Raw genomic sequence first — 18587 nt, forward strand, 5'->3', positions numbered from 1 at the left:
GACCCCGGTGTCCCACCCCTCGTCCCGGCCCCCGCCGCGCGAGGCCGCGGTGACCTCCCAGCCGTCGGCGGCCAGCGCGCGGACCGCCGCCCGCCCGATCTGGCCCGTCGCTCCCAGCACCCATGCGTGTCCGTTGCTCATGCGGTCGACGCTAGGGGAGCGGGGCCTCCCGGACGAGGGCGCTCTGCCGGTGGCGGATTCGCCCTCAGCGTCGCAGCTTCGGGAACTTCCTCGGCGGCGCGGCAGCCTGCTCGGCCGCCTTCACCTTGGCCGCGTACTCGTCCACGTACTCCTGGCCGGAGAGCTCGAGGATCGCGTACATGATCTCGTCCGTCACCGCCCGGATCGCGGCCTTCTGGTTCTCCATTCCCGCGTAGCGGGAGAAGTCCAGCGGTTCGCCGAACCGGATCGCGACCCGCTTGATCTTCGGCACGACCTGGCCGGGCGGCTGGATCTCGAAGGTGCCGACCATCGCGCACGGGATCACCGGCACCCCTGCGGTGATCGCCATGACCGCGACCCCCACCTTGCCCTTGTAGAGGCGGCCGTCGTGCGAGCGGGTGCCCTCCGGATAGATCCCCAGCAGCTCGCCCTTGTTCAGTACGCCGAGCCCCTCGCGGATCGCCGCCTGCCCGGCGTCCTTGCCGGACCGGTCCACCGGGATCTGGCCCGCACTGCGGAAGAAGGCGGCCGTGAGCCGGCCCTTGATCCCCGGGCCGGTGAAGTATTCGGCCTTCGCCAGGAAGGTGATGCGGCGCTTGAGGATGGCCGGCATCAGGAAATGGTCCGAGAAGGAGAGGTGGTTGCCCGCGACGATCGCCGCGCCGTCCTCGGGGATGTTCTCCAGGCCCTCGATGCGGGGGCGGAACAAGAGCCGCAGAACGGGACCCAGAACGACATACTTCAGGACGTAATAAAACACCTTGTGGGTGCACCTCGCTCTGCCGGGCCGACTCAGGACTCGTACTACCAGGTCATGGTGGTGCCGGGACCCTACCCGCAGGGTCCCGGCACCACCATGCGACCGTAGCGAACCGGTCTCCCGACGCGTACCCGCCTCCGGGGCCGTCAGGCGTGGTCACCCGCCGTGACGTCGGGAGTGGTCACCCGCTGTGACGCCTCAGGTGTCCTGCGTGGCCAGCATGCCGATGGTGCACAGTCCCAGCACCACCCAGCCGAACCAGAGCCAGCCACTGCTTCCCAGCGCCACCGTGTACGCGGTCACCGCGACCAGCGCCCCGACGGTCATGTATCCCATGGTCTTCGTCGATCCGGACATGCGCGCACGCTCCTCGTCGGCCGCGCGGCCGTTGTCCCCATGGTCACCCCGTATGCGCCATTCGCGCTACTGTCCGCGCGCCTGCAAAGACGCGAGATAGGCGTTGTACGCCGCCAGCTCCTTGTCGCCGTCGCGGTCGGCGGCCCGGTCCGAGCGCCGGGCGGCACGCTGTTCGGAGTTGTACCACTGGTAGACCAGCGCGATCAGCACCAGCACCGAGGGGATCTCGCTGAACGCCCAGGCGATGCCGCCCGCCCAGTTCTGGTCGCTCAGGGCGTCGATGCCCAGCGAGGCGGGCGGATTCTCGTACGTCTTCACCATCGGCGTCGACGCCATCATCAGCGCGATCCCGAAGAACGCGTGGAACGGCATCCCGGCGAACAGCTCCAGCATCCGCATCACATAGCCGGGGCGGTGCGGACCCGGGTCCACGCCCATGATCGGCCAGAAGAAGACCAGGCCGACCGCGAGGAAGTGCACCATCATCCCGAGGTGGCCCGGCTTGGAGCCCATCAGGAAGTCGAAGATCGGCGTGAAGTAGAGCGCGTAGAGGCTCGCGATGAACAGCGGGATCGTGAACACCGGATGCGTGATGATCTTCATGTACCGGCTGTGCAGCAGCTTCAGCAGCAGCTCGCGCGGCCCGGTCCGGCCCCGGCCGGCCGGCGGCAGCGCCCGCAGCGCCAGCGTCACCGGGGCGCCCAGCAGCAGCAGGATCGGCGACAGCATGCTGATCACCATGTGCTGCACCATGTGCACGCTGAACATGACCATGCCGTAGTCGTTGAGCTTGGTGCACATCACCAGCGCGATGCTCAGCACGCCCACCGTGAAGAACACGATCCGGCTCACCGGCCAGCCGTCCCCCCGCCGACGCAGCCGCACCACGCCGTACCCGTACAGGGCGAGCGCCAGGATGCAGCCGGTCAGGAAGAACGGTTCGACGGAGAGCTCCAGCCCCCGTCCCAGCGTGAACGGCGGCAGATCCATGTTCATGCCGTGCCCGCTGTGATCCATCTGTTCACTCCCGATGGGGACACGTCCCCGTTTCGTGCCGGTTGTCCGGTCCAGAGTAGAACTGCCCCCGGCCGCGGTTGCGGCCGGGGGCAGTTCTGGAAGGACGTGTTCCTACAGCACGCACTCCGCCTCGGCGTACCGCTCGGCCGGGACCGTCTTCAGCGTCTCGACCGCCTCCGCCAGCGGGACCATCACGATGTCCGTGCCGCGCAGCGCGGTCAGCATCCCGAACTCGCCCCGGTGCGCCGCCTCCACCGCGTGCCAGCCGAACCGGGTCGCGAGGACGCGGTCGTACGCGGTCGGCGTACCGCCGCGCTGGACATGGCCGAGGATGACCGGGCGGGCCTCCTTGCCGAGCCGCTGCTCCAGCTCGCCGGAGAGCTGCGTGGCCACACCGGCGAACCGCTCGTGGCCGTAGATGTCCTTGACGCCCTGCTCGAACTGCATGGAGCCCTCGCGCGGCTTGGCGCCCTCGGCGACCACCACGATGGCGAACTTCTTGCCCGCCGAGAACCGCTTGCCGACCAGCTCGGTCAGCTCGTCGATGTCGAAGGGGCGCTCGGGCACCACGATCGCGTGGGCACCGGCGGCCATGCCCGAGTGCAGGGCGATCCAGCCGGTGTGACGGCCCATGACCTCGACGATCAGCACCCGCTGGTGCGACTCGGCGGTGGTCTTCAGCCGGTCCAGCGCCTCGGTCGCGACACCGACGGCGGTGTCGAAGCCGAAGGTGACGTCGGTGGACGCGATGTCGTTGTCGATGGTCTTGGGGACCCCGACGATGGGCAGCCCGGCCTCGGAGAGGAGGTTGGCCGCCTTCAGCGTGCCCTCGCCGCCGATCGGGATGATGGCGTCCAGGCCGAGGTCCGCGACATGGCCGCGGGCGCGCTCCACCCCGTCGCGCAGATGCGCGGGCTGGACGCGGGAGGAGCCGAGGATCGTGCCGCCGCGGGCCAGGATGCCGCCCACCGCGTCGAGGTCGAGCTTGCGGTAGTCCGCCTCCAGCAGGCCCTTCCAGCCGTCGTGGAAGCCGATGACCTCGTCGCCGTGATCCACCACCGCGCGGTGCACGACGGAACGGATGACGGCGTTGAGGCCGGGGCAGTCGCCGCCGGAGGTGAGTACGCCAATGCGCATGGCCCGGAAACCTTTGCAACGTGTAAGTCGACGACCGGACCACGCCGTCCGGTTGGATCCCCGCCACCCTACCGGCGCAGGGTGGCGGGGCCGAACCGGCCGTCCGCCTGGTGGACTTCGCTCAACCGAGCGAAATACCCCTCAGGCGGGCTGTCGCTCAACCGAGCGTCAGCCCCCTCAGGAGGGCTTTGCTCATGCGAGCGGAACGTGCCTCAGGCGGGCTGGGTCGCCGAGGCGATCCGCTCGGCGCGCAGCGCCTCGTACCAGCGGTCGTCGGTCGGCGGCAGCGCGTTCACGTCGAGGGCCAGCTTCAGCAGCAGATCGGCGATCTGCGGGTTGCGTGCCATCACCGGACCGTGCATGTACGTCCCGAAGACCGTGTCGTTGTACGCGCCCTCCGTGCCGTCCCCGGTGCCGTTGCCCCGGCCGAACCGCACCCGGGCGAACGGCCGTGCCGTCGGGCCGAGATGGGTGACGCCCTGGTGGTTCTCGAACCCGGTCAGGGGCTCAAGACCGAGCTGCGGGTCGATGTCCGCGAGGACGTCGCCGACGCACCGCGCGCCCTCACCGCGGGTGGAGACCACGTCGAGCAGACCGAGACCCTGCTCGCGCTCACCGAGGTCGTTGATGAACTCGTGGCCGAGGATCTGGTAGCCCGCGCAGACCGAGAAGATGATCGCGCCGTTGGACGCGGCCCGGGCCAGCCCGCCGTCGCGGCGCAGCCGCTCCGCCGCGAGGCGCTGCGGCCGGTCCTCACCGCCGCCGATCAGATAGATGTCGCCGGACGTCGGCACCGGCTGGTCGCTGCGCACGTCGACGCGCTGCACGTCCAGACCGCGCTGCCGGGCCCGCCGCTCCACGACCAGGGCGTTGCCCTGGTCGCCGTAGGTGCTGAGCAGGTCGGGGTAGACCCAGACCAGACGCAGACCGTTGTTCATACTTCGTCCTCTCCGGAGATGGCCGGGGCCGGGGTCAGTTGCCGACACGACGGCGCAGATCCTGGAAGGCGGTGTAGTTGGCGATGACCTCGATACGGCCGGGCGGGGCGTACTGCACGGCCTCGTCGAGGTTCTCGCAGACCCGGAAGTCGAGACCGGCCACTTCGAGGCGGACCGCGAGGTCCAGCTTCCGGTCGCCGAGCACGAAGATCGGGTGTCCGGCCAGCTGGGTGTAGTCCACGTCCCACAGCCAGGAGGTGTCCGTGCCGTCCGCGCCGCGGGCGTTCACCGAGAGGATCACCGGCGTCGGCGGCGGGTCGATCAGCGAGAAGGTCTCCAGCCAGCCGGCCGGGTTCTTCGCCAGCAGGAGCCGCAGCTCACGGTTCTGGAAGGTGACGACGTCGTACCGTCCGGCGACCGCCTGCACCTGGTACATCCGCTCCAGGGCGACCTGCGGCGGCACACCGAAGACGGCGGCCACGGCGGCCGAGCTGGCGGCGTTCGCCTTGTTGGCGCGGCCGGGCAGCTGGAGGTGGATCGGCCACGCCGAACCGTGCGGGTCCAGGACGTAGTCGCCGTTCAGCGCCCAGCTGGGGGCGGGGCGGCGGAAGCCGCACTGCCCGCAGAACCAGTCGTCGCCCGGACGCTGCATCACACCGCCGCAGGACGGGCAGGACCAGGCGTCGTCCTTCCACGCCTGACCGGCCGCCACCCACACCACGTTGGGCGAGGAGGAGGCCGCCCAGACGACCAGAGGGTCGTCCGCGTTGGCGATGATCACGGCCTTCGAACCGGACAGGCCCTCGCGCCAGTGCTCGGCCATCATCCGGGTCTCCGCCGCGCGGTCCAGCTGGTCGCGGGAGAGGTTGAGCAGCGCGATGGCCTTGGGCGTGGTGTCCCGGGCCACTCCCGCCAGATACTTCTCGTCGACCTCGATCACGCCGAACTTCGCGTCCGAGCCGCCGGCCAGCGCCGAAGTGATGCCCGCGGGCATGTTCGCGCCGAGCGCGTTCGACACGACGGGCCCGGCGGCCCGCAGCGCCTCGGCGATCAGCCGGGTGGTGGTCGTCTTGCCGTTCGTCGCCGACACGAGGATCACGTCCAGGTGCTGCGCCAGCCGCCCCAGCAGGTCGGGGTCGAGTTTGAGCGCCACCCGGCCGCCGATCACCGATCCGCTGCCCCGCCCCGCGGCGCGTGACACCGCCGCCGCGGCCTTGCCCGCCGTCACGGCCAGTTTGGCCCGCGGCGACAACGGCTCCGTGTTGCCTGCCATCGTCCTAGATCCTCCTTGCATCGGTCCGCGCCCAGCCTATCGATGTCCGCCGCATCGACCGCACCGCGGCACCACGGGAACTGACCGGCCGCGGCGGAACGTACGCTTGCCGCCATGCGAAACCGCCCGATCCCCGGCAGTTCCGGACTCGTCCGTGAGATGAGTCTGCTCGGCGACCCGTTGCTCCACCGGCCCTGCGAGGACGTCACGGACTTCGGCCCGTCGCTCGCGAAGCTGGTCGAGGACATGTTCGCCACGATGTACGCCGCACAGGGTGTCGGGCTCGCCGCCAACCAGATCGGCGTCCCGCTCAAGGTGTTCGTCTACGACTGCCCGGACGACGACGACGTCCGCCATCTGGGACACGTGGTCAATCCCGAACTGGTCGAGGCGGACGGACTCACCGTACGCGGACCGGAGGGCTGTCTGTCACTTCCGGGTCTGGAAGCGGGCACGGAACGCTTCGACCACGCGGTCGTCGAGGGGCTGACGATGACCGGCGAGCCGGTCAGGATCGCCGGGACGGGATGGTTCGCCCGGTGCCTCCAGCACGAGTGCGACCACCTGGAGGGCACCGTCTACCCCGACCGGCTGACCGGGCTGCGGCGCTCCCGGGTGCTGCGCGCCGCGCGCAGGGCCTCCTGGGCGCGGCAGGGCTGAGCAGCACCGGGGCCGGTGTCCCGGGACCTCAGAACCCCGGGCCGCCCTTGACGTCGCGGTCGCCCGCCTCCGCCAGCCGCCCCCACAGCAGATCGGCGAGGCTGCTGACCAGCCGCTCGCGGGAGCAGGGCCGGTCGGCGAGCCACCAGTCGCCCGCCGCGTGCATCATGCCGACGATCCCGTGCCCCCAGATGCGGGCCATCTGCTCGCTGTCGGGGCCCAGGTCGACCCGCTCGACGATCACCTGGCCCAGCTCCTCGCCGAGGCGGCGCAGCAGCGGTGCGGAGTGCCGGCCGACGTCGAAGCCCTGCTCGGCGGAGGGGGAGGCGTCGGCGGTGTCGGCCGCTCCGTCGGCGGGGTGCATCAGGAAGCGGTAGACCTGCGGGCGGGCCTCGATCGCGGCGAGATAGGTGTCGAGCGTGGACTCCACCCGCGCACGCCGCTCGGCGGGCGCGTCCAGTGCGGCGCGCAACGCGCTGAGCAGCGCGTCGGTGTGGCGCTTGGCCAGCGCGCGGTAGAGGCCGCCCTTGTCCCCGAAGTGGCGGTAGAGGATCGGCTTGGTGATGCCGGCCTCGGCGGCGATGGCGTTCATCGAGGCCTGCGGTCCGTCTCTGAGCACCACCCGGTCCGCCGCTTCCAGCAACTCGCGGCGACGGCGCTCGGCCGCGGTCCGCTGTCGCTCGGAGCTTCGTGCGGTCTCCATGTCGTCTCTCCCACCCCTGGCCACGCGATGCCGTCGCATCGCTCCTGCACGCCCGCGCAACGTAACACTCCACGGGGCGGGCGCCGGATCGGCTCCATGACGGTTGACAGTACCTACTTGCCGGTAACAGACTGTGGTTACCGCGAGTAACGCATGGTTTTTCACCGCAGTGCCTGGAGGGGAAACATGGCCGAGTTCACGCTTGAGCTCAACGACGACCAGAAGCAGGTCAAGGAGTGGCTCCACGGCTTCGCGGCGGATGTCATCCGCCCCGCCGCCGCCGAGTGGGACGAGCGTGAGGAAACGCCCTGGCCCGTCATCCAGGAAGCGGCCAAGGTCGGCATCTACTCCCTGGACTTCTACGCCCAGCAGTTCTTCGACCCTACGGGTCTGGGCATCCCGATGGCTATGGAGGAGCTCTTCTGGGGCGACGCGGGCATCGCCCTGTCGATCGTCGGTACGGGCCTGGCGGCCGTCGGCGTCCTCGCCAACGGCACCGAGGAGCAGATCGGCACCTGGATCCCGCAGATGTACGGCGACGCCGACGACGTGAAGGTCGCCGCCTTCTGCTCCTCCGAGCCCGACGCCGGCTCCGACGTCGCCTCGATGCGCACCCGGGCCGTGTACGACGAGGCCAAGGACGAGTGGGTCCTCAACGGCACCAAGACCTGGGCGACCAACGGCGGCATAGCCAACGTGCATGTGGTCGTCGCCGTGGTCGACCCCGACATCGGCTCCAAGGGCCATGCCTCCTTCATCGTGCCGCCGAACACCCCCGGCCTCTCCCAGGGCCAGAAGTTCAAGAAGCACGGCATCCGCGCGTCCCACACCGCCGAGGTGGTCCTGGAGGACGTCCGCGTCCCCGGACACTGTCTGCTCGGCGGCAAGGAGAAGCTCGACGAGCGCCTCGCCCGCGCGCGGGAGCGCGCCAAGTCCGGCGGCGAGCGCGTCAAGAACGCTGCGATGGCCACCTTCGAGGCATCCCGCCCGGCCGTCGGCGCGATGGCCGTGGGCACCGCCCGCGCGGCCTACGAGGTCGCCCTCGACTACGCGAAGACCCGCAGCCAGTTCGGCCGCCCGATCATCGACAACCAGGGCATCGCCTTCCAGCTCGCCGACATGCGCACCCGGATCGACGCGGCCCGGCTGCTGGTCTGGCGCGCCTCCTGGATGGCCACCACCGGAAAGCCGTTCACCTCGGCCGAGGGCTCCATGTCGAAGCTGTACGCGAGCGAGACCGCCCGGGACGTCACCGCGCAGGCGATCCAGATCCTCGGCGGCAACGGCTTCACCCGCGAGTACCCCGTCGAGCGCATGCACCGCGACGCGGCCATCTACACCATCTTCGAGGGCACCAGCGAGATCCAGCGCCTGGTCATCGCCCGCACGCTCTCGGGCATGCCGATCCGCTAGCGAACACGCCGAAAGAAGGGGGCCGTCCGCGGACGGCCCCCTTCTTTCGGCGTCGCTCAGCCCGGCAGGTGCGCCTCGATCGCCGCCACGACCTCCGTGGACTCCGGCTCGGAACGCGGCCTGATGCGGGCCACCGGCTCACCGGCCGGCGAGATCACGAACTTCTCGAAGTTCCACTGGACGTCCCCGGCCTCCCCGTCCGCGTCCGCCAGCTTCGTCAGCTCCGCGTACAGCGGGTGCCGGCCGTCGCCGTTGACGTCGATCTTCTCCAGCAGCGGGAAGCTGACCCCGTACGTCGTCGAGCAGAACGTCTGGATCTCCTCCGCGCTGCCCGGCTCCTGCCCGGCGAACTGGTTGCACGGGACGCCGAGCACGGTCAGGCCCCGGTCCCCGTAGTTCTGCTGCAACCGCTCCAGGCCCTCGTACTGCGGGGTGAGCCCGCACTTGGAGGCCACGTTCACCACCAGGACGGTCCGGCCGCCGTACGCGCCCAGCGTGGTCGGCTCGCCCGTGAGGGTGCGCAGCGGAATGTCGTGCAGCGTCATGAAGCTCTCCCTGTTCCTTGCGTGGTGCCGCTCATTGTGCCGCTCGCAGCTCACGGAGCGGCGAGCTCCTTGTAGTAGAAGGTCGTCGGCTTGAGGCTGCCCGCCGGGTCGGCCGCGTATCCCGGCACGCTCCCGACCTCTCTCCACCCCGCCCCGCAGTAGACCTGCTCGGCCAGGCTGCCGCTCTCGGTGTCCAGGATCAGCAGCGTGATGCCCTCGGTCGCCGCGTACGCCTCCACCGCCGCGAGCAGCGCCCTGCCGAGCCCCTGGCCGCGCGCGGAGGGGCGGACCATCAGCTTGGCGACCTCCGCGCGGTGGCGGGCGTTCGGCAGCGGGGCGCGGACGAGGGCGATCGTCCCGGAGACCCGGCCGCCCTCGCGGGCGATCCAGATGCCGATGCTCCCGGCCTCCACGGCGGCGGCCCGCTCCCGCCACCAGATGGCGGCCGCCTCCCGGTCCAACGGGGCCAGGAAGCCCACCGAGGACCCCTCATCGACGGTCTCGACCAGCAGGCCGGCCAGGTCGTCGGCGTACGTGACCAGTTCGGGGGCGGACACATGGACGATCTCGGTCATGGGCGGGGTCCTTTCGCGGGGGGAGGAGCCGGAGCGCGGCGGCGCAGCCGGGAGCGGGCCGGGCACCCCGGGGCGGAGGCTGTCTCCAGGGTGCATGGTGTGCGCCCCCCGGCGGCCGTCGCCTCCACCGGTGCCGTCCAACCCCTACCCCGGATGCGCTGCCGGCCACCGGGTACGGATGACACCGGTGCGGGAGACTTCACCCGGCGTCCGGGCGCACCCCGCCCCGGTCCCCAGGCGCGGGCGTCAGCCGGAGAGTCACCACGTACGCGACCACCACCGCCACGATCACCAAGGGCATCACGGTGAGCCCCTCCCTGCCCAGCAGCAGCGTCGCCAGGAGCACCGAGGACATCGGCAGCCGCAGCATCGCCACGCACATCGCCCCGACGCCCATCGCGAACCCCGCCGTGAGCTCCAGCCCCGGCAGATGGGACAGCGCGACACCGCCCACCGCGCCCACGAACATCGCGGGAAAGACCGGGCCGCCCCGGAAGCAGCTCAGCGAGGCGCAGTAGGCGAGCGACTTGCAGACGATGAGCAGGACGAGCGCACCGACCGAGTACTCCGCGCTCGCGGACAGGAGGTGGCCCAGCTCGTGCTCGCCCGAGTACAGCACCTCGGAACCGGCCTTGCCCGACGTCTCGGCGTACACCAGCGCCATCGCGCCGACGACCAGGCCCATCACCGCCGTGGCCACCACCGTCCGCCGCTCCACGCGTTCCTGGAGGGTCAGCGACAGCCGGCGGATGCCCGCGCCCGCGAAGGCCGCCGCGACACCGAGGACCAGCGCCCATCCGAACCCGGCGGCATCCGGGGCGGCCGCCGACGGCACCTCGCCCAGCGTCAGGGAGTACGTGCCCAGCCCCGTCCAGGACCCCAGCCCCGTGAAGATCAGCGCGCCGATCCCCGCCGAGAGCAGCCCGGGCACCAGGACCACGCCCAGCATCGGCCCGGCCAGACCCGCCACCTCCATCAGCAGGAACGCGCCCAGCAGCGGGGACCCCAGCAGGGCGCTCACCGCGGCGAAGCTCCCCGACGCCCCGACCAGGGACCGCGCATCCGGTGGCAGGTCCCGCTTGACGCGGCCCGCCGCCCAGACGGCCAGTCCGCCACCCAGCGCGATCAGGGGCGCCTCCGGCCCCAGCACCGCGCCCACGCCCAGCGAGACGAGCGCCGCGAGCATGATCCCGGGCAGATCCGCCGCGGGAGGCGCGCCCGTGGACACCAGCCCCTCCGCCGGCCGGTGCCCGCCCCCGCCCGGCAGCCGGCGGACGACGAGCCCGACCAGGAGCCCGGCGGCCCCGAGCAGCGGAACGGGCCACCACGACGGGGTCGCATCGAACCCCAGCGCCTTCGGCAGCTCCGTGTACGTCAGAGACTGGAGCTCCGAGACCAGCGCCAGGAAGCCGAACGCGATCGCCGAGACCGGCACCCCGAGAACGGCCGCCATCAGCAGCAGCCCCGCGTACTTCCGCGTGCGGACCGCCGCGTACGGGTCCTCCGGCGCGGCGGAGGGGGTGACCGGAGGCGTGGTCGGCATGGTCTCGGCTCCTCGGCGTGACGACGGTCGGGAAAGCGGCATCCCCCCGGCCGTCGGGCACGGGCCCACCCCCGGCCGCCGGACATCGGAAGGGGCGCACACCCCGCGGCTTCACGCCGGAATACCACGCGGCAGCGGACCGGACCGCCCTACGCCGCCGGGAACACACCCTCCGGTGCGGAAGGTCAGCCGCCCGGCCCCGGAAGACCGCCCGCACCGCAGGCGCCGTTCGCTCCCGCCGCGGGCAGCCGCCCCGCGGCCACCGCGTCGACCAGTGCCCGGTGATCCAGCTCGTTGCGGTCCGCGTACGACTCCGCGAACGTGGCGATCGCCCGGTCGAAGACGTCCTTGGAGCCCAGATAGCCGGCGATGGCGATCCGGTCCCCGGACCTGGCATGGGCGCGTGCCAGCGTGGCCCCGCACATCTCGCCGAACACCCGCATCCCCTTCGGCGCCATCGACTCCGGTTCGGCGATGCCCTTCCAGTCGCGCAACTGGCGCACATAGAAGTCCCGGCTCCGGCCGTCGAGGCCGTCGGCCCGCTCCCAGCCCAGGAAGATGTCACCGGCCGCCTGCATCAGGCGCTGCCCCGCGACCACCCGTTCCCCCTGGTTCGCATACCGGCTCGCCCCCGCGAACTCGGCCAGCACCGAGGGACCGGCCTCCTTGGCCTGGAGCAGCAGCGGATCCCCGCCGTCCCGGCCGAGCAGCAGGACGATCCAGCACCGGGTGCCGACACTGCCCACACCGACGACCTTCCGGGCCACGTCCACCAGCGCGAAGTCCTCCAGGAGGCTGCGCCGGTCGGCCGGCAGGCTGCGCGCGTACCCCGCCAGCATGGATCCGAACTGCCGGAACACCGCATCCCGGTCCACCCCCGGCGTCAGATCGGTCAGCGGGACGACCATCGGCGGGTCCGCCGCGATCCGCAGCCGCCCGTCCACCACCTCGGCGAGCTTTCCGAAGGCCTGCAGGCTGTCCCGGGACCGCGCCTTCCCCAACGCCCGGTCGACAGTCCTGCGCCCCCGTCCGCCCAACTGCTCCGCGGCCACCGCGCGCAGCCGCTCGGCGTCCGTCCGCGCGTACCAGACCTCCAGATTGCGCATGCCCGCGAACCGGGCCATCGCCTCCCGGTACGAGCGGACCGCGGCTCGGACGATCCCGGCCCGCTCCGGGGGCGTGAAGCCGTTCGCCCGCCCCGCGATGACGAGGCTCGCCGCCAGCCGCTTGACGTCCCATTCCCAGGGCCCCGGCAGCGTCTCGTCGAAGTCGTTGATGTCGAAGAGCAGATTCCGCTCGGGGGAGGCCAGCAGCCGGAAGTTCAGCAGATGGGCGTCCCCGCACAACTGCGCCCGGATCCCGGAGACCGGGGTGCCGGCCAGGTCGGCGGCCATCAGCGAGGCCGCGCCCCGATAGAAGCGGAACGGGGACTCGGTCATCCGGGCGTAGCGGATCGGGACCAGCTCGGGAACCCGCTCCGCCGACTGCCTTTCGAGGACGGTCAGCGGATCGGGACGGTGCGGCGACGCGGTGAACTCCGCATGGCCCGACCGGGGAGCCTTCCGGCGGGCGGCCTTGCCCAGGGCCGCGCGTTCGGCCGGTGTCGCGTGCGGTGCGGCGCGCAGCGGCGCCTCGGCTTCCCGGTCCATGGACGACCCCTTCCGGTGTTCCTCAGGCCTCTTCGGCGATCCGGCGGTCGTGGTCGCGCCGCAGGCGGACCCGCTGCCAGATCGCGCGCTGGGCCTTGAGCGCGGACGTGCCCACCACGATCAGCACGAGGATGTTGACGACGAGCTGGATGGCCGAGCCCCGCACATCGGACCAGCTGGTGAAAGCCGTGGAGACGGCGATGTCCGCGGCGGCCGGGATCGTCGTCACGGAGATGAACACCCCGAGCAGGGCGCTCGTCCTGGCCTCGGTGAGCGACACGATCCCGACGATTCCGGCCAGGGTGGCGACGGCGACGGAGAAGAAGTTCGGCGTGTTGATGAGGTTGGACACGGGCCGCAGCCCCCGGTCGAACGCCTCCGACTCCAGCCCGAAACCCCGGATGAGGAGGGCGAAGAGGAAGGTGATCACGATGGTGAGGAGGAAGCCGGCGCCCAGGGCGGTCAGCCCGCTGCGCACCATGGACCGGTGGCGCCGGTCGATCCCCAGCGCCACGCTGACGATGGCGCCGTACTCAGGACCGACGACCATCGCTCCGACGATCAGGATCTGCGAGTTGGTGACGATGCCGACCGAACCGATCAGACCGGCGACGACCAGGTAGAGGTAGAAGCTCGGCGGGTACCGGCCCCCGGACCTGATGCGTGCCTCCACCTGTTCCCAGACCGGGGCCCGGCTCAGCGGCCCCAGCTCACGCTGCCCGCCCTCGGTGGCCGCGCCGGAGAAGGCCATGTCGACGGGTTCGATGACGAGGGAGCCCCGCCGGTCGAGGTGGACGGCGCGCAGCCGGTGCAGTACGTCGTTGGCCGCGCCCGTCAGTACGTCGCAGGCGATGGCGTCGCCGTCGGGGCGGCGGGCGGCATCGCGCTGGACGATCAGGTTGAGTACGCAGGGGTCGGCCGAGAGCAGGCCGACGACCTCGTCGGTCAGGTCCGGCGGGCTCACCGCGCGGATGTGGATCATGTCCATCCCGGCACCTCCGCGGCTCCCGGCCCCGTCGCACGGAGCTGTGCCCGGCAAGCGGCCCGGGGCTCACTCCAGTAACGCGGCCCCGGCACGGTTCGGCAAACCGGCGGTCACCCGTCCGGGCCGGGAGACCGATGCCACGGGCCGCTGCCGGCCCGGGCTGCGATCATCGAGGGGTGGACACACCCGACGCCTTTCCCGAACCGCTGCCCGGGGCCGACGAAGCGGTCCGCGGGGAGGCGGCCGCCGACGAGGGGACGCCGGAGCGCCGCCGCCTCGTCCGCTGCCGTCTCTGCGGCCGGCCCCTGACCGGGACCGACTCGCGGCGGGCCGGCCTCGGCCCGTCCTGCGACGCCAAGCTGCACCCCGCGCCGCCGGACATCCGCACCCGCCGCCACGAGGTCGACCAGGACCCGCTGCCCGGCACGTGAACCGGGACGGGGCTACTGCTCCAGCCGCCGGAACAGCCCTTCCTGCACCACCGACACCAGCAGCTGACCCGAACGGTCGTAGATCCGGCCCCGCGCCAGGCCCCGCCCGCCCGTCGCGATCGGCGACTCCTGGTCGTACAGGAACCACTCGTCCGCCCGGAACGGCCGGTGGAACCACATGGCATGGTCCAGGGACGCCATGTCGAAGCCGCGCGGACCCCACAGCGGCTCCACCGGGATGCGGACCGCGTCCAGCAGCGTCATGTCGCTCGCGTACGTCAGCGCACAGGTGTGCACCAGCGGGTCGTCGCCCAGCGGGCCCACCGCCCGCATCCACACCGCGCTGCGCGGATCGGCGTCCTTGATCTCGTCCTTCGTCCAGCGCAGCCGGTCGACGTAACGGATGTCGAAGGGCTGGCGGCGGGCCATCCGCTCCAGCGCCTCCGGCAGCGCGCCCAGATGCTCGCGCACCTCCTCGGCGACCGTCGGGAGCTCCTCCGGGTCCGGGACGATCCGGGCGGGCGGCAGCTGGTGCTCGAAGCCCGCCTCCTCGGGGCGGTGGAAGGACGCCGTCAGGTTGAAGATCGTCCGGCCCTCCTGGACGGCCGTCACCCGGCGGGTGGTGAAGGACCGGCCGTCCCGCACCCGCTCCACCTGGTAGACGATCGGCACCCCGGGACGTCCCGGCCGCAGGAAGTAGGCGTGCAGCGAGTGCACCGGCCGCTCCCCGTCGGTGGTCCGGCCCGCCGCCACCAGCGCCTGGCCCGCGACCTGCCCGCCGAAGACCCGCTGCAGGGACTCGTCGGGGCTGCGGCCGCGGAAGATGTTGACCTCGATCCGCTCCAGGTCGAGCAGGTCGACCAGACGCTCGGCCGGATTCGTCATGCCGCACCTCTCCACTTCCGCGTCGGGGACGCGCTCACAGCTGGCCGACCTCGGTGACCCGGACGACCGCCCGGCCCTCCTCGTCGGACGCCGCGAGGTCCACCTCGGCCTTGATGCCCCAGTCGTGATCGCCCGCCGGGTCGGCGAACGCCTGCCAGACCCGCCACAGCCCGTGCGCCGGGTCCTCCTCGATCTTCAGCAGCTTCGGCCCCCGCGCGTCCGGACCGGTGCCGATCTCCTCGTGCGCGTCCCAGTACGCGTCCAGGGCCCCGCCCCACGCGTCCTCGTCCCACCCGGACTCGCCGTCCAGCTCGCCCAGGGCACCGGCCCGGTCCAGCGCGGCCAGCTCCACCCGGCGGAACATCGCGTTGCGCACCAGCACCCGGAAGGCGCGCGGGTTGGCCGTGACCGGCTTGACCTCGTCCGCCTTCTCCTGCGCCTCCTCGGCGGTCTCCACCTCGGGGTTGGCCAGCTGCTCCCACTCGTCCAGCAGACTGGAGTCCACCTGACGCACCATCTCGCCCAGCCAGGAGATCAGGTCCTGGAGATCCTCCGACTTCACGTCGTCCGGGATCGTGTGCTCCAGCGCCTTGTACGCGCTCGCCAGATACCGCAGCACGATGCCCTCGGTCCGGGCCAGCTCGTAGTGCGAGGTGAACTCCGTGAAGGTCATGGCCCGCTCGTACATGTCCCGGATCACCGACTTCGGCGACACCGGGTGGTCGTTCACCCACGGGTGGCTCGTGCGGTACACGTCGTACGCGTGCCACAGCAGCTCGCTCAGCGGCTTGGGGTACGTGACCTCCTGGAGCCGCTCCATCCGCTCCTCGTACTCGACCCCGTCCGCCTTCATCTGCCCCACGGCCTCGCCGCGCGCCTTGTTCTGCTGGGCGGCCAGGATCTGCCGGGGGTCGTCCAGCGTCGACTCGACGACCGAGACCATGTCCAGCGCGTACGACGGCGATTCGGCGTCCAGCAGGTCGAACGCGGCCAGCGCGAACGTGGACAGCGGCTGGTTCAGCGCGAAGTCCTGCTGGAGGTCGACCGTCAGCCGTACGATCCGGCCCTCGGCGTCCGGGGTGTCCAACTGCTCCACCACCCCGCCGTCCAGCAGTGAACGGTAGATGGCGATGGCCCGCCGGATGTGGCGCAGCTGCGCCCGGCGCGGCTCGTGGTTGTCCTCCAGCAGATGCCGCATCGCCTCGAACGCGTTGCCCGGGCGCGCGATGACCGCGAGGAGCATCGTGTGGGTCACCCGGAAACGCGAGGTCAGCGGCTCCGGATCGGACTGGATCAGCTTGTCGAACGTCGACTCCGACCAGGCGACGAAGCCCTCGGGGGCCTTCTTGCGGACCACCTTGCGCTTCTTCTTCGGGTCGTCGCCCGCCTTCTTCAGTGCCTTCTCGTTCTCGATGACGTGCTCGGGGGCCTGCGCCACGACGAACCCGGCCGTATCGAACCCGGCCCGCCCGGCCCGGCCCGCGATCTGGTGGAACTCCCGCGCCCGCAGGGTCCGCACCCGGTTCCCGTCGTACTTGGTGAGCGCCGTGAACAGCACCGTACGGATGGGGACGTTGACGCCGACACCGAGCGTGTCCGTCCCGCAGATCACCTTCAGCAGACCCGCCTGGGCCAGCTTCTCCACCAGGCGCCGGTACTTGGGCAACATGCCTGCGTGGTGCACCCCGATGCCGTGGCGTACGTAACGGGAGAGGTTCTGGCCGAACTTGGTGGTGAAGCGGAAGCTGCCGATCAGATCGGCGATCTTCTCCTTCTCCTCCTTCGTGCACATGTTGATGCTCATCAGCGACTGCGCCCGCTCGACGGCCGCCGCCTGCGTGAAGTGCACGATGTAGACCGGCGACTGCCGGGTGTCCAGCAGCTCGGTGAGCGTCTCGGTGATCGGCGTGAAGCGGTACTCGTAGCTCAGCGGCACCGGGCGGGTCGCCGAGCGCACCACGGAGGTGGGGCGGCCGGTACGGCGGGTCAGGTCCTTCTCGAACATCGAGACGTCGCCGAGCGTCGCCGACATCAGCACGAACTGCGCCTGCGGCAGCTCCAGCAGCGGAATCTGCCAGGCCCAGCCCCGGTCCGGCTCGGCGTAGAAGTGGAACTCGTCCATCACGACCTGGCCGATGTCGGCGTACTTCCCGTCGCGCAGCGCGATGGAGGCCAGCACCTCGGCCGTACAGCAGATCACCGGGGCGTCCGCGTTGACCGAGGCGTCGCCGGTGAGCATGCCGACGTTCTCGGTGCCGAAGAGCTTGCACAGGTCGAAGAACTTCTCCGACACGAGCGCCTTGATCGGCGCCGTGTAGAAGGTGACCTTGTCCTGCGCCAGAGCCGTGAAGTGCGCGCCCGCCGCCACCAGGCTCTTGCCCGAGCCGGTCGGGGTGGACAGGATCACGTTCGCCCCGGAGACCACCTCGATCAGCGCCTCCTCCTGAGCCGGGTACATCGTGATGCCCTGGCTCTCGGTCCATGAGGAGAAGGCCTCGAAGAGGGCGTCCGGGTCGGCGGTCTGGGGAAGCTGGTCGATGAGGGTCACGCCCCCATCTTGCCTGTCTTCGGCCCGGATGAGGGAACCGGCGGACGGCACGAAGATCACGGACGGTACGCTGCGGTCTCAACCTGCCCGCGCCCTACCGGTGATGGGCGCACGAACCACTGGGGGCGGGAAAAGACCATGATGGGACCGGCACACTCTCTGTCAGGGGCAGCGGCCTGGCTGGGGGTGGGCGCGGCGGCGGCCGCCGCGGGCCACACGATGCCCTGGCCCGTCCTCGTCGTCGGGGCGCTGATCTGCGCGGGAGCCGCGCTCGCCCCCGACCTCGACCACAAGTCCGCGACCATCTCGCGCGCCTTCGGCCCGATCTCCAAAGCCCTCTGCGAGATCGTCGACAAGCTCTCCTACGCCGTCTACAAGGCCACCAAGAGCGCCGGGGACCCGCGCAGGACCGGCGGGCACCGCACCCTCACCCACACCTGGCTGTGGGCCGTCCTCATCGGCGGCGGCTGCTCCGTGGCCGCGGTCACCGGCGGCCGCTGGGCCGTCCTCGCGATCCTCTTCGTCCACCTGGTGCTCGCCGTCGAGGGACTGCTGTGGCGGGCCGCCCGCGTCTCCAGCGACGTCCTGGTGTGGCTGCTCGGCGCGACCAGCGCCTGGATCCTGGCCGGCGTTTTGGACAAGCCCGGCCACGGGGCCGACTGGCTGTTCGACGCCCCCGGCCAGGAGTACCTCTGGCTCGGACTGCCGATCGTGCTGGGCGCCCTCGTCCACGACATCGGCGACGCCCTGACCGTCTCGGGCTGCCCGATCCTGTGGCCCATCCCGATCGGCCGCAAGCGCTGGTACCCGATCGGCCCGCCGAAGGCCATGCGCTTCCGGGCCGGCAGCTGGGTGGAGATGAAGGTGCTGATGCCCGCCTTCATGGTCCTCGGGGGAGTGGGCGGGGCCGCCGCCCTCAACTACATATGACGCGTCGCCGGCCGCGCCTGCTGCCTCTGAGGCGGGCGGCGCGTCCGGTGCCTTTCCGGTGGGCGGCGCGCTCCGC

General features: G+C 71.4%; 19 protein-coding genes. 4 read left to right on the forward strand and 15 right to left on the reverse strand.

Going from position 1 to position 18587, the window contains the following annotated elements:
* From D3105_RS35995 to D3105_RS06575, 7 genes are all read right to left on the reverse strand, one after another.
* Positions 1-246 (reverse strand): NAD-dependent epimerase/dehydratase family protein (locus D3105_RS35995; protein ID WP_425315725.1); only part of this gene is annotated, 246 nt, incomplete at its 3' end.
* Positions 206-922: a lysophospholipid acyltransferase family protein gene (locus D3105_RS06555; protein WP_118900878.1), complete on the reverse strand. Its 717-nt coding sequence runs from the start codon at positions 920-922 to the stop codon at positions 206-208. The genes D3105_RS35995 and D3105_RS06555, both read right to left, overlap by 41 nt.
* A gap of 198 nt (positions 923-1120) precedes the next feature.
* Positions 1121-1279: a hypothetical protein gene (locus tag D3105_RS34480; protein WP_006122878.1), complete on the reverse strand. Its 159-nt coding sequence runs from the start codon at positions 1277-1279 to the stop codon at positions 1121-1123.
* 66 nt (positions 1280-1345) lie between these two features.
* Positions 1346-2296: a cytochrome c oxidase assembly protein gene (locus D3105_RS06560; protein WP_097886878.1), complete on the reverse strand. Its 951-nt coding sequence runs from the start codon at positions 2294-2296 to the stop codon at positions 1346-1348.
* Positions 2297-2407: 111 nt separating this feature from the next.
* Positions 2408-3433, reverse strand: a complete 1026-nt coding sequence (locus tag D3105_RS06565; RefSeq protein ID WP_018516056.1) for a 6-phosphofructokinase — start codon at positions 3431-3433, stop codon at positions 2408-2410.
* 212 nt (positions 3434-3645) lie between these two features.
* Positions 3646-4371 carry a type 1 glutamine amidotransferase gene (locus tag D3105_RS06570; protein WP_118900880.1) on the reverse strand — a complete coding sequence of 242 codons (726 nt, stop codon included), beginning with the start codon at positions 4369-4371 and terminating at the stop codon, positions 3646-3648.
* A 34-nt stretch (positions 4372-4405) separates the two neighbouring features.
* Entirely contained in the window at positions 4406-5644 is a 1239-nt protein-coding gene (locus D3105_RS06575; protein ID WP_030580492.1) for a MurT ligase domain-containing protein, read from the reverse strand.
* A 114-nt stretch (positions 5645-5758) separates the two neighbouring features.
* Here D3105_RS06575 and def point away from each other — a divergent pair, with 114 nt between their 5' ends.
* Positions 5759-6304, forward strand: a complete 546-nt coding sequence (gene def, locus D3105_RS06580) for a peptide deformylase (protein ID WP_118900882.1) — start codon at positions 5759-5761, stop codon at positions 6302-6304.
* Positions 6305-6332: 28 nt separating this feature from the next.
* Here def and D3105_RS06585 read toward each other — a convergent pair whose 3' ends face one another.
* Positions 6333-7007: a TetR family transcriptional regulator gene (locus tag D3105_RS06585; RefSeq protein WP_118900885.1), complete on the reverse strand. Its 675-nt coding sequence runs from the start codon at positions 7005-7007 to the stop codon at positions 6333-6335.
* Between the two features lie 186 nt (positions 7008-7193).
* Between D3105_RS06585 and D3105_RS06590 the strand changes: the two genes are divergently transcribed.
* Positions 7194-8420, forward strand: a complete 1227-nt coding sequence (locus tag D3105_RS06590; protein WP_118900888.1) for an acyl-CoA dehydrogenase family protein — start codon at positions 7194-7196, stop codon at positions 8418-8420.
* A 56-nt stretch (positions 8421-8476) separates the two neighbouring features.
* Here D3105_RS06590 and D3105_RS06595 read toward each other — a convergent pair whose 3' ends face one another.
* From D3105_RS06595 to D3105_RS06615, 5 genes are all read right to left on the reverse strand, one after another.
* Positions 8477-8965 (reverse strand): glutathione peroxidase, encoded by a 489-nt coding sequence (locus D3105_RS06595; RefSeq protein ID WP_118900890.1) that lies wholly within the window; start codon positions 8963-8965, stop codon positions 8477-8479.
* Between the two features lie 50 nt (positions 8966-9015).
* Complete coding sequence (locus D3105_RS06600) at positions 9016-9540, reverse strand: GNAT family N-acetyltransferase (RefSeq protein ID WP_118900892.1); 525 nt, start codon at positions 9538-9540, stop codon at positions 9016-9018.
* A 199-nt stretch (positions 9541-9739) separates the two neighbouring features.
* Positions 9740-11083, reverse strand: coding sequence for a chloride channel protein (locus D3105_RS06605; protein WP_118900894.1), 1344 nt, complete (start codon positions 11081-11083; stop codon positions 9740-9742).
* 185 nt (positions 11084-11268) lie between these two features.
* On the reverse strand, positions 11269-12732 hold the full coding sequence (locus tag D3105_RS06610; protein WP_118900896.1) for a DUF2252 domain-containing protein: 1464 nt from the start codon (positions 12730-12732) through the stop codon (positions 11269-11271).
* 22 nt (positions 12733-12754) lie between these two features.
* Positions 12755-13720 (reverse strand): DUF389 domain-containing protein, encoded by a 966-nt coding sequence (locus D3105_RS06615; protein WP_118900899.1) that lies wholly within the window; start codon positions 13718-13720, stop codon positions 12755-12757.
* A gap of 173 nt (positions 13721-13893) precedes the next feature.
* Between D3105_RS06615 and D3105_RS06620 the strand changes: the two genes are divergently transcribed.
* Positions 13894-14148, forward strand: a complete 255-nt coding sequence (locus D3105_RS06620) for a DUF6011 domain-containing protein (protein WP_118900901.1) — start codon at positions 13894-13896, stop codon at positions 14146-14148.
* A gap of 12 nt (positions 14149-14160) precedes the next feature.
* Here the strand turns inward: D3105_RS06620 and D3105_RS06625 are convergent, their stop codons facing one another.
* Positions 14161-15033: an acyl-CoA thioesterase gene (locus D3105_RS06625; protein ID WP_118900903.1), complete on the reverse strand. Its 873-nt coding sequence runs from the start codon at positions 15031-15033 to the stop codon at positions 14161-14163.
* Between the two features lie 34 nt (positions 15034-15067).
* Positions 15068-17581, reverse strand: a complete 2514-nt coding sequence (locus D3105_RS06630; protein ID WP_118900906.1) for a DEAD/DEAH box helicase — start codon at positions 17579-17581, stop codon at positions 15068-15070.
* Between the two features lie 138 nt (positions 17582-17719).
* On the opposite strand from D3105_RS06630, the gene D3105_RS06635 reads away from it, so the two are divergent.
* Positions 17720-18511, forward strand: a complete 792-nt coding sequence (locus tag D3105_RS06635; protein WP_118900908.1) for a metal-dependent hydrolase — start codon at positions 17720-17722, stop codon at positions 18509-18511.
* Positions 18512-18587: the final 76 nt, after the last annotated feature.

Origin of the sequence: Streptomyces globisporus, assembly GCF_003501885.1 — a bacterium.
Lineage (GTDB): Bacteria > Actinomycetota > Actinomycetes > Streptomycetales > Streptomycetaceae > Streptomyces > Streptomyces globisporus_D.

Excerpts from the sequence above, each read along its gene's own strand:
- D3105_RS06565 (WP_018516056.1), bottom strand. The coding sequence starts at position 3,433 with ATGCGCATTGGCGTACTCACCTCCGGCGGCGACTGCCCCGGCCTCAAC.
- D3105_RS06610 (WP_118900896.1), bottom strand. The coding sequence starts at position 12,732 with ATGGACCGGGAAGCCGAGGCGCCGCTGCGCGCCGCACCGCACGCGACA.
- D3105_RS06590 (WP_118900888.1), top strand. The coding sequence starts at position 7,194 with ATGGCCGAGTTCACGCTTGAGCTCAACGACGACCAGAAGCAGGTCAAG.
- D3105_RS06615 (WP_118900899.1), bottom strand. The coding sequence starts at position 13,720 with ATGGACATGATCCACATCCGCGCGGTGAGCCCGCCGGACCTGACCGAC.
- D3105_RS06560 (WP_097886878.1), bottom strand. The coding sequence starts at position 2,296 with ATGGATCACAGCGGGCACGGCATGAACATGGATCTGCCGCCGTTCACG.
- D3105_RS34480 (WP_006122878.1), bottom strand. The coding sequence starts at position 1,279 with ATGTCCGGATCGACGAAGACCATGGGATACATGACCGTCGGGGCGCTG.
- D3105_RS06600 (WP_118900892.1), bottom strand. The coding sequence starts at position 9,540 with ATGACCGAGATCGTCCATGTGTCCGCCCCCGAACTGGTCACGTACGCC.
- D3105_RS06605 (WP_118900894.1), bottom strand. The coding sequence starts at position 11,083 with ATGCCGACCACGCCTCCGGTCACCCCCTCCGCCGCGCCGGAGGACCCG.
- def (WP_118900882.1), top strand. The coding sequence starts at position 5,759 with ATGCGAAACCGCCCGATCCCCGGCAGTTCCGGACTCGTCCGTGAGATG.
- D3105_RS06635 (WP_118900908.1), top strand. The coding sequence starts at position 17,720 with ATGATGGGACCGGCACACTCTCTGTCAGGGGCAGCGGCCTGGCTGGGG.
- D3105_RS06585 (WP_118900885.1), bottom strand. The coding sequence starts at position 7,007 with ATGGAGACCGCACGAAGCTCCGAGCGACAGCGGACCGCGGCCGAGCGC.
- D3105_RS06625 (WP_118900903.1), bottom strand. The coding sequence starts at position 15,033 with ATGACGAATCCGGCCGAGCGTCTGGTCGACCTGCTCGACCTGGAGCGG.
- D3105_RS06570 (WP_118900880.1), bottom strand. The coding sequence starts at position 4,371 with ATGAACAACGGTCTGCGTCTGGTCTGGGTCTACCCCGACCTGCTCAGC.
- D3105_RS06575 (WP_030580492.1), bottom strand. The coding sequence starts at position 5,644 with ATGGCAGGCAACACGGAGCCGTTGTCGCCGCGGGCCAAACTGGCCGTG.
- D3105_RS06595 (WP_118900890.1), bottom strand. The coding sequence starts at position 8,965 with ATGACGCTGCACGACATTCCGCTGCGCACCCTCACGGGCGAGCCGACC.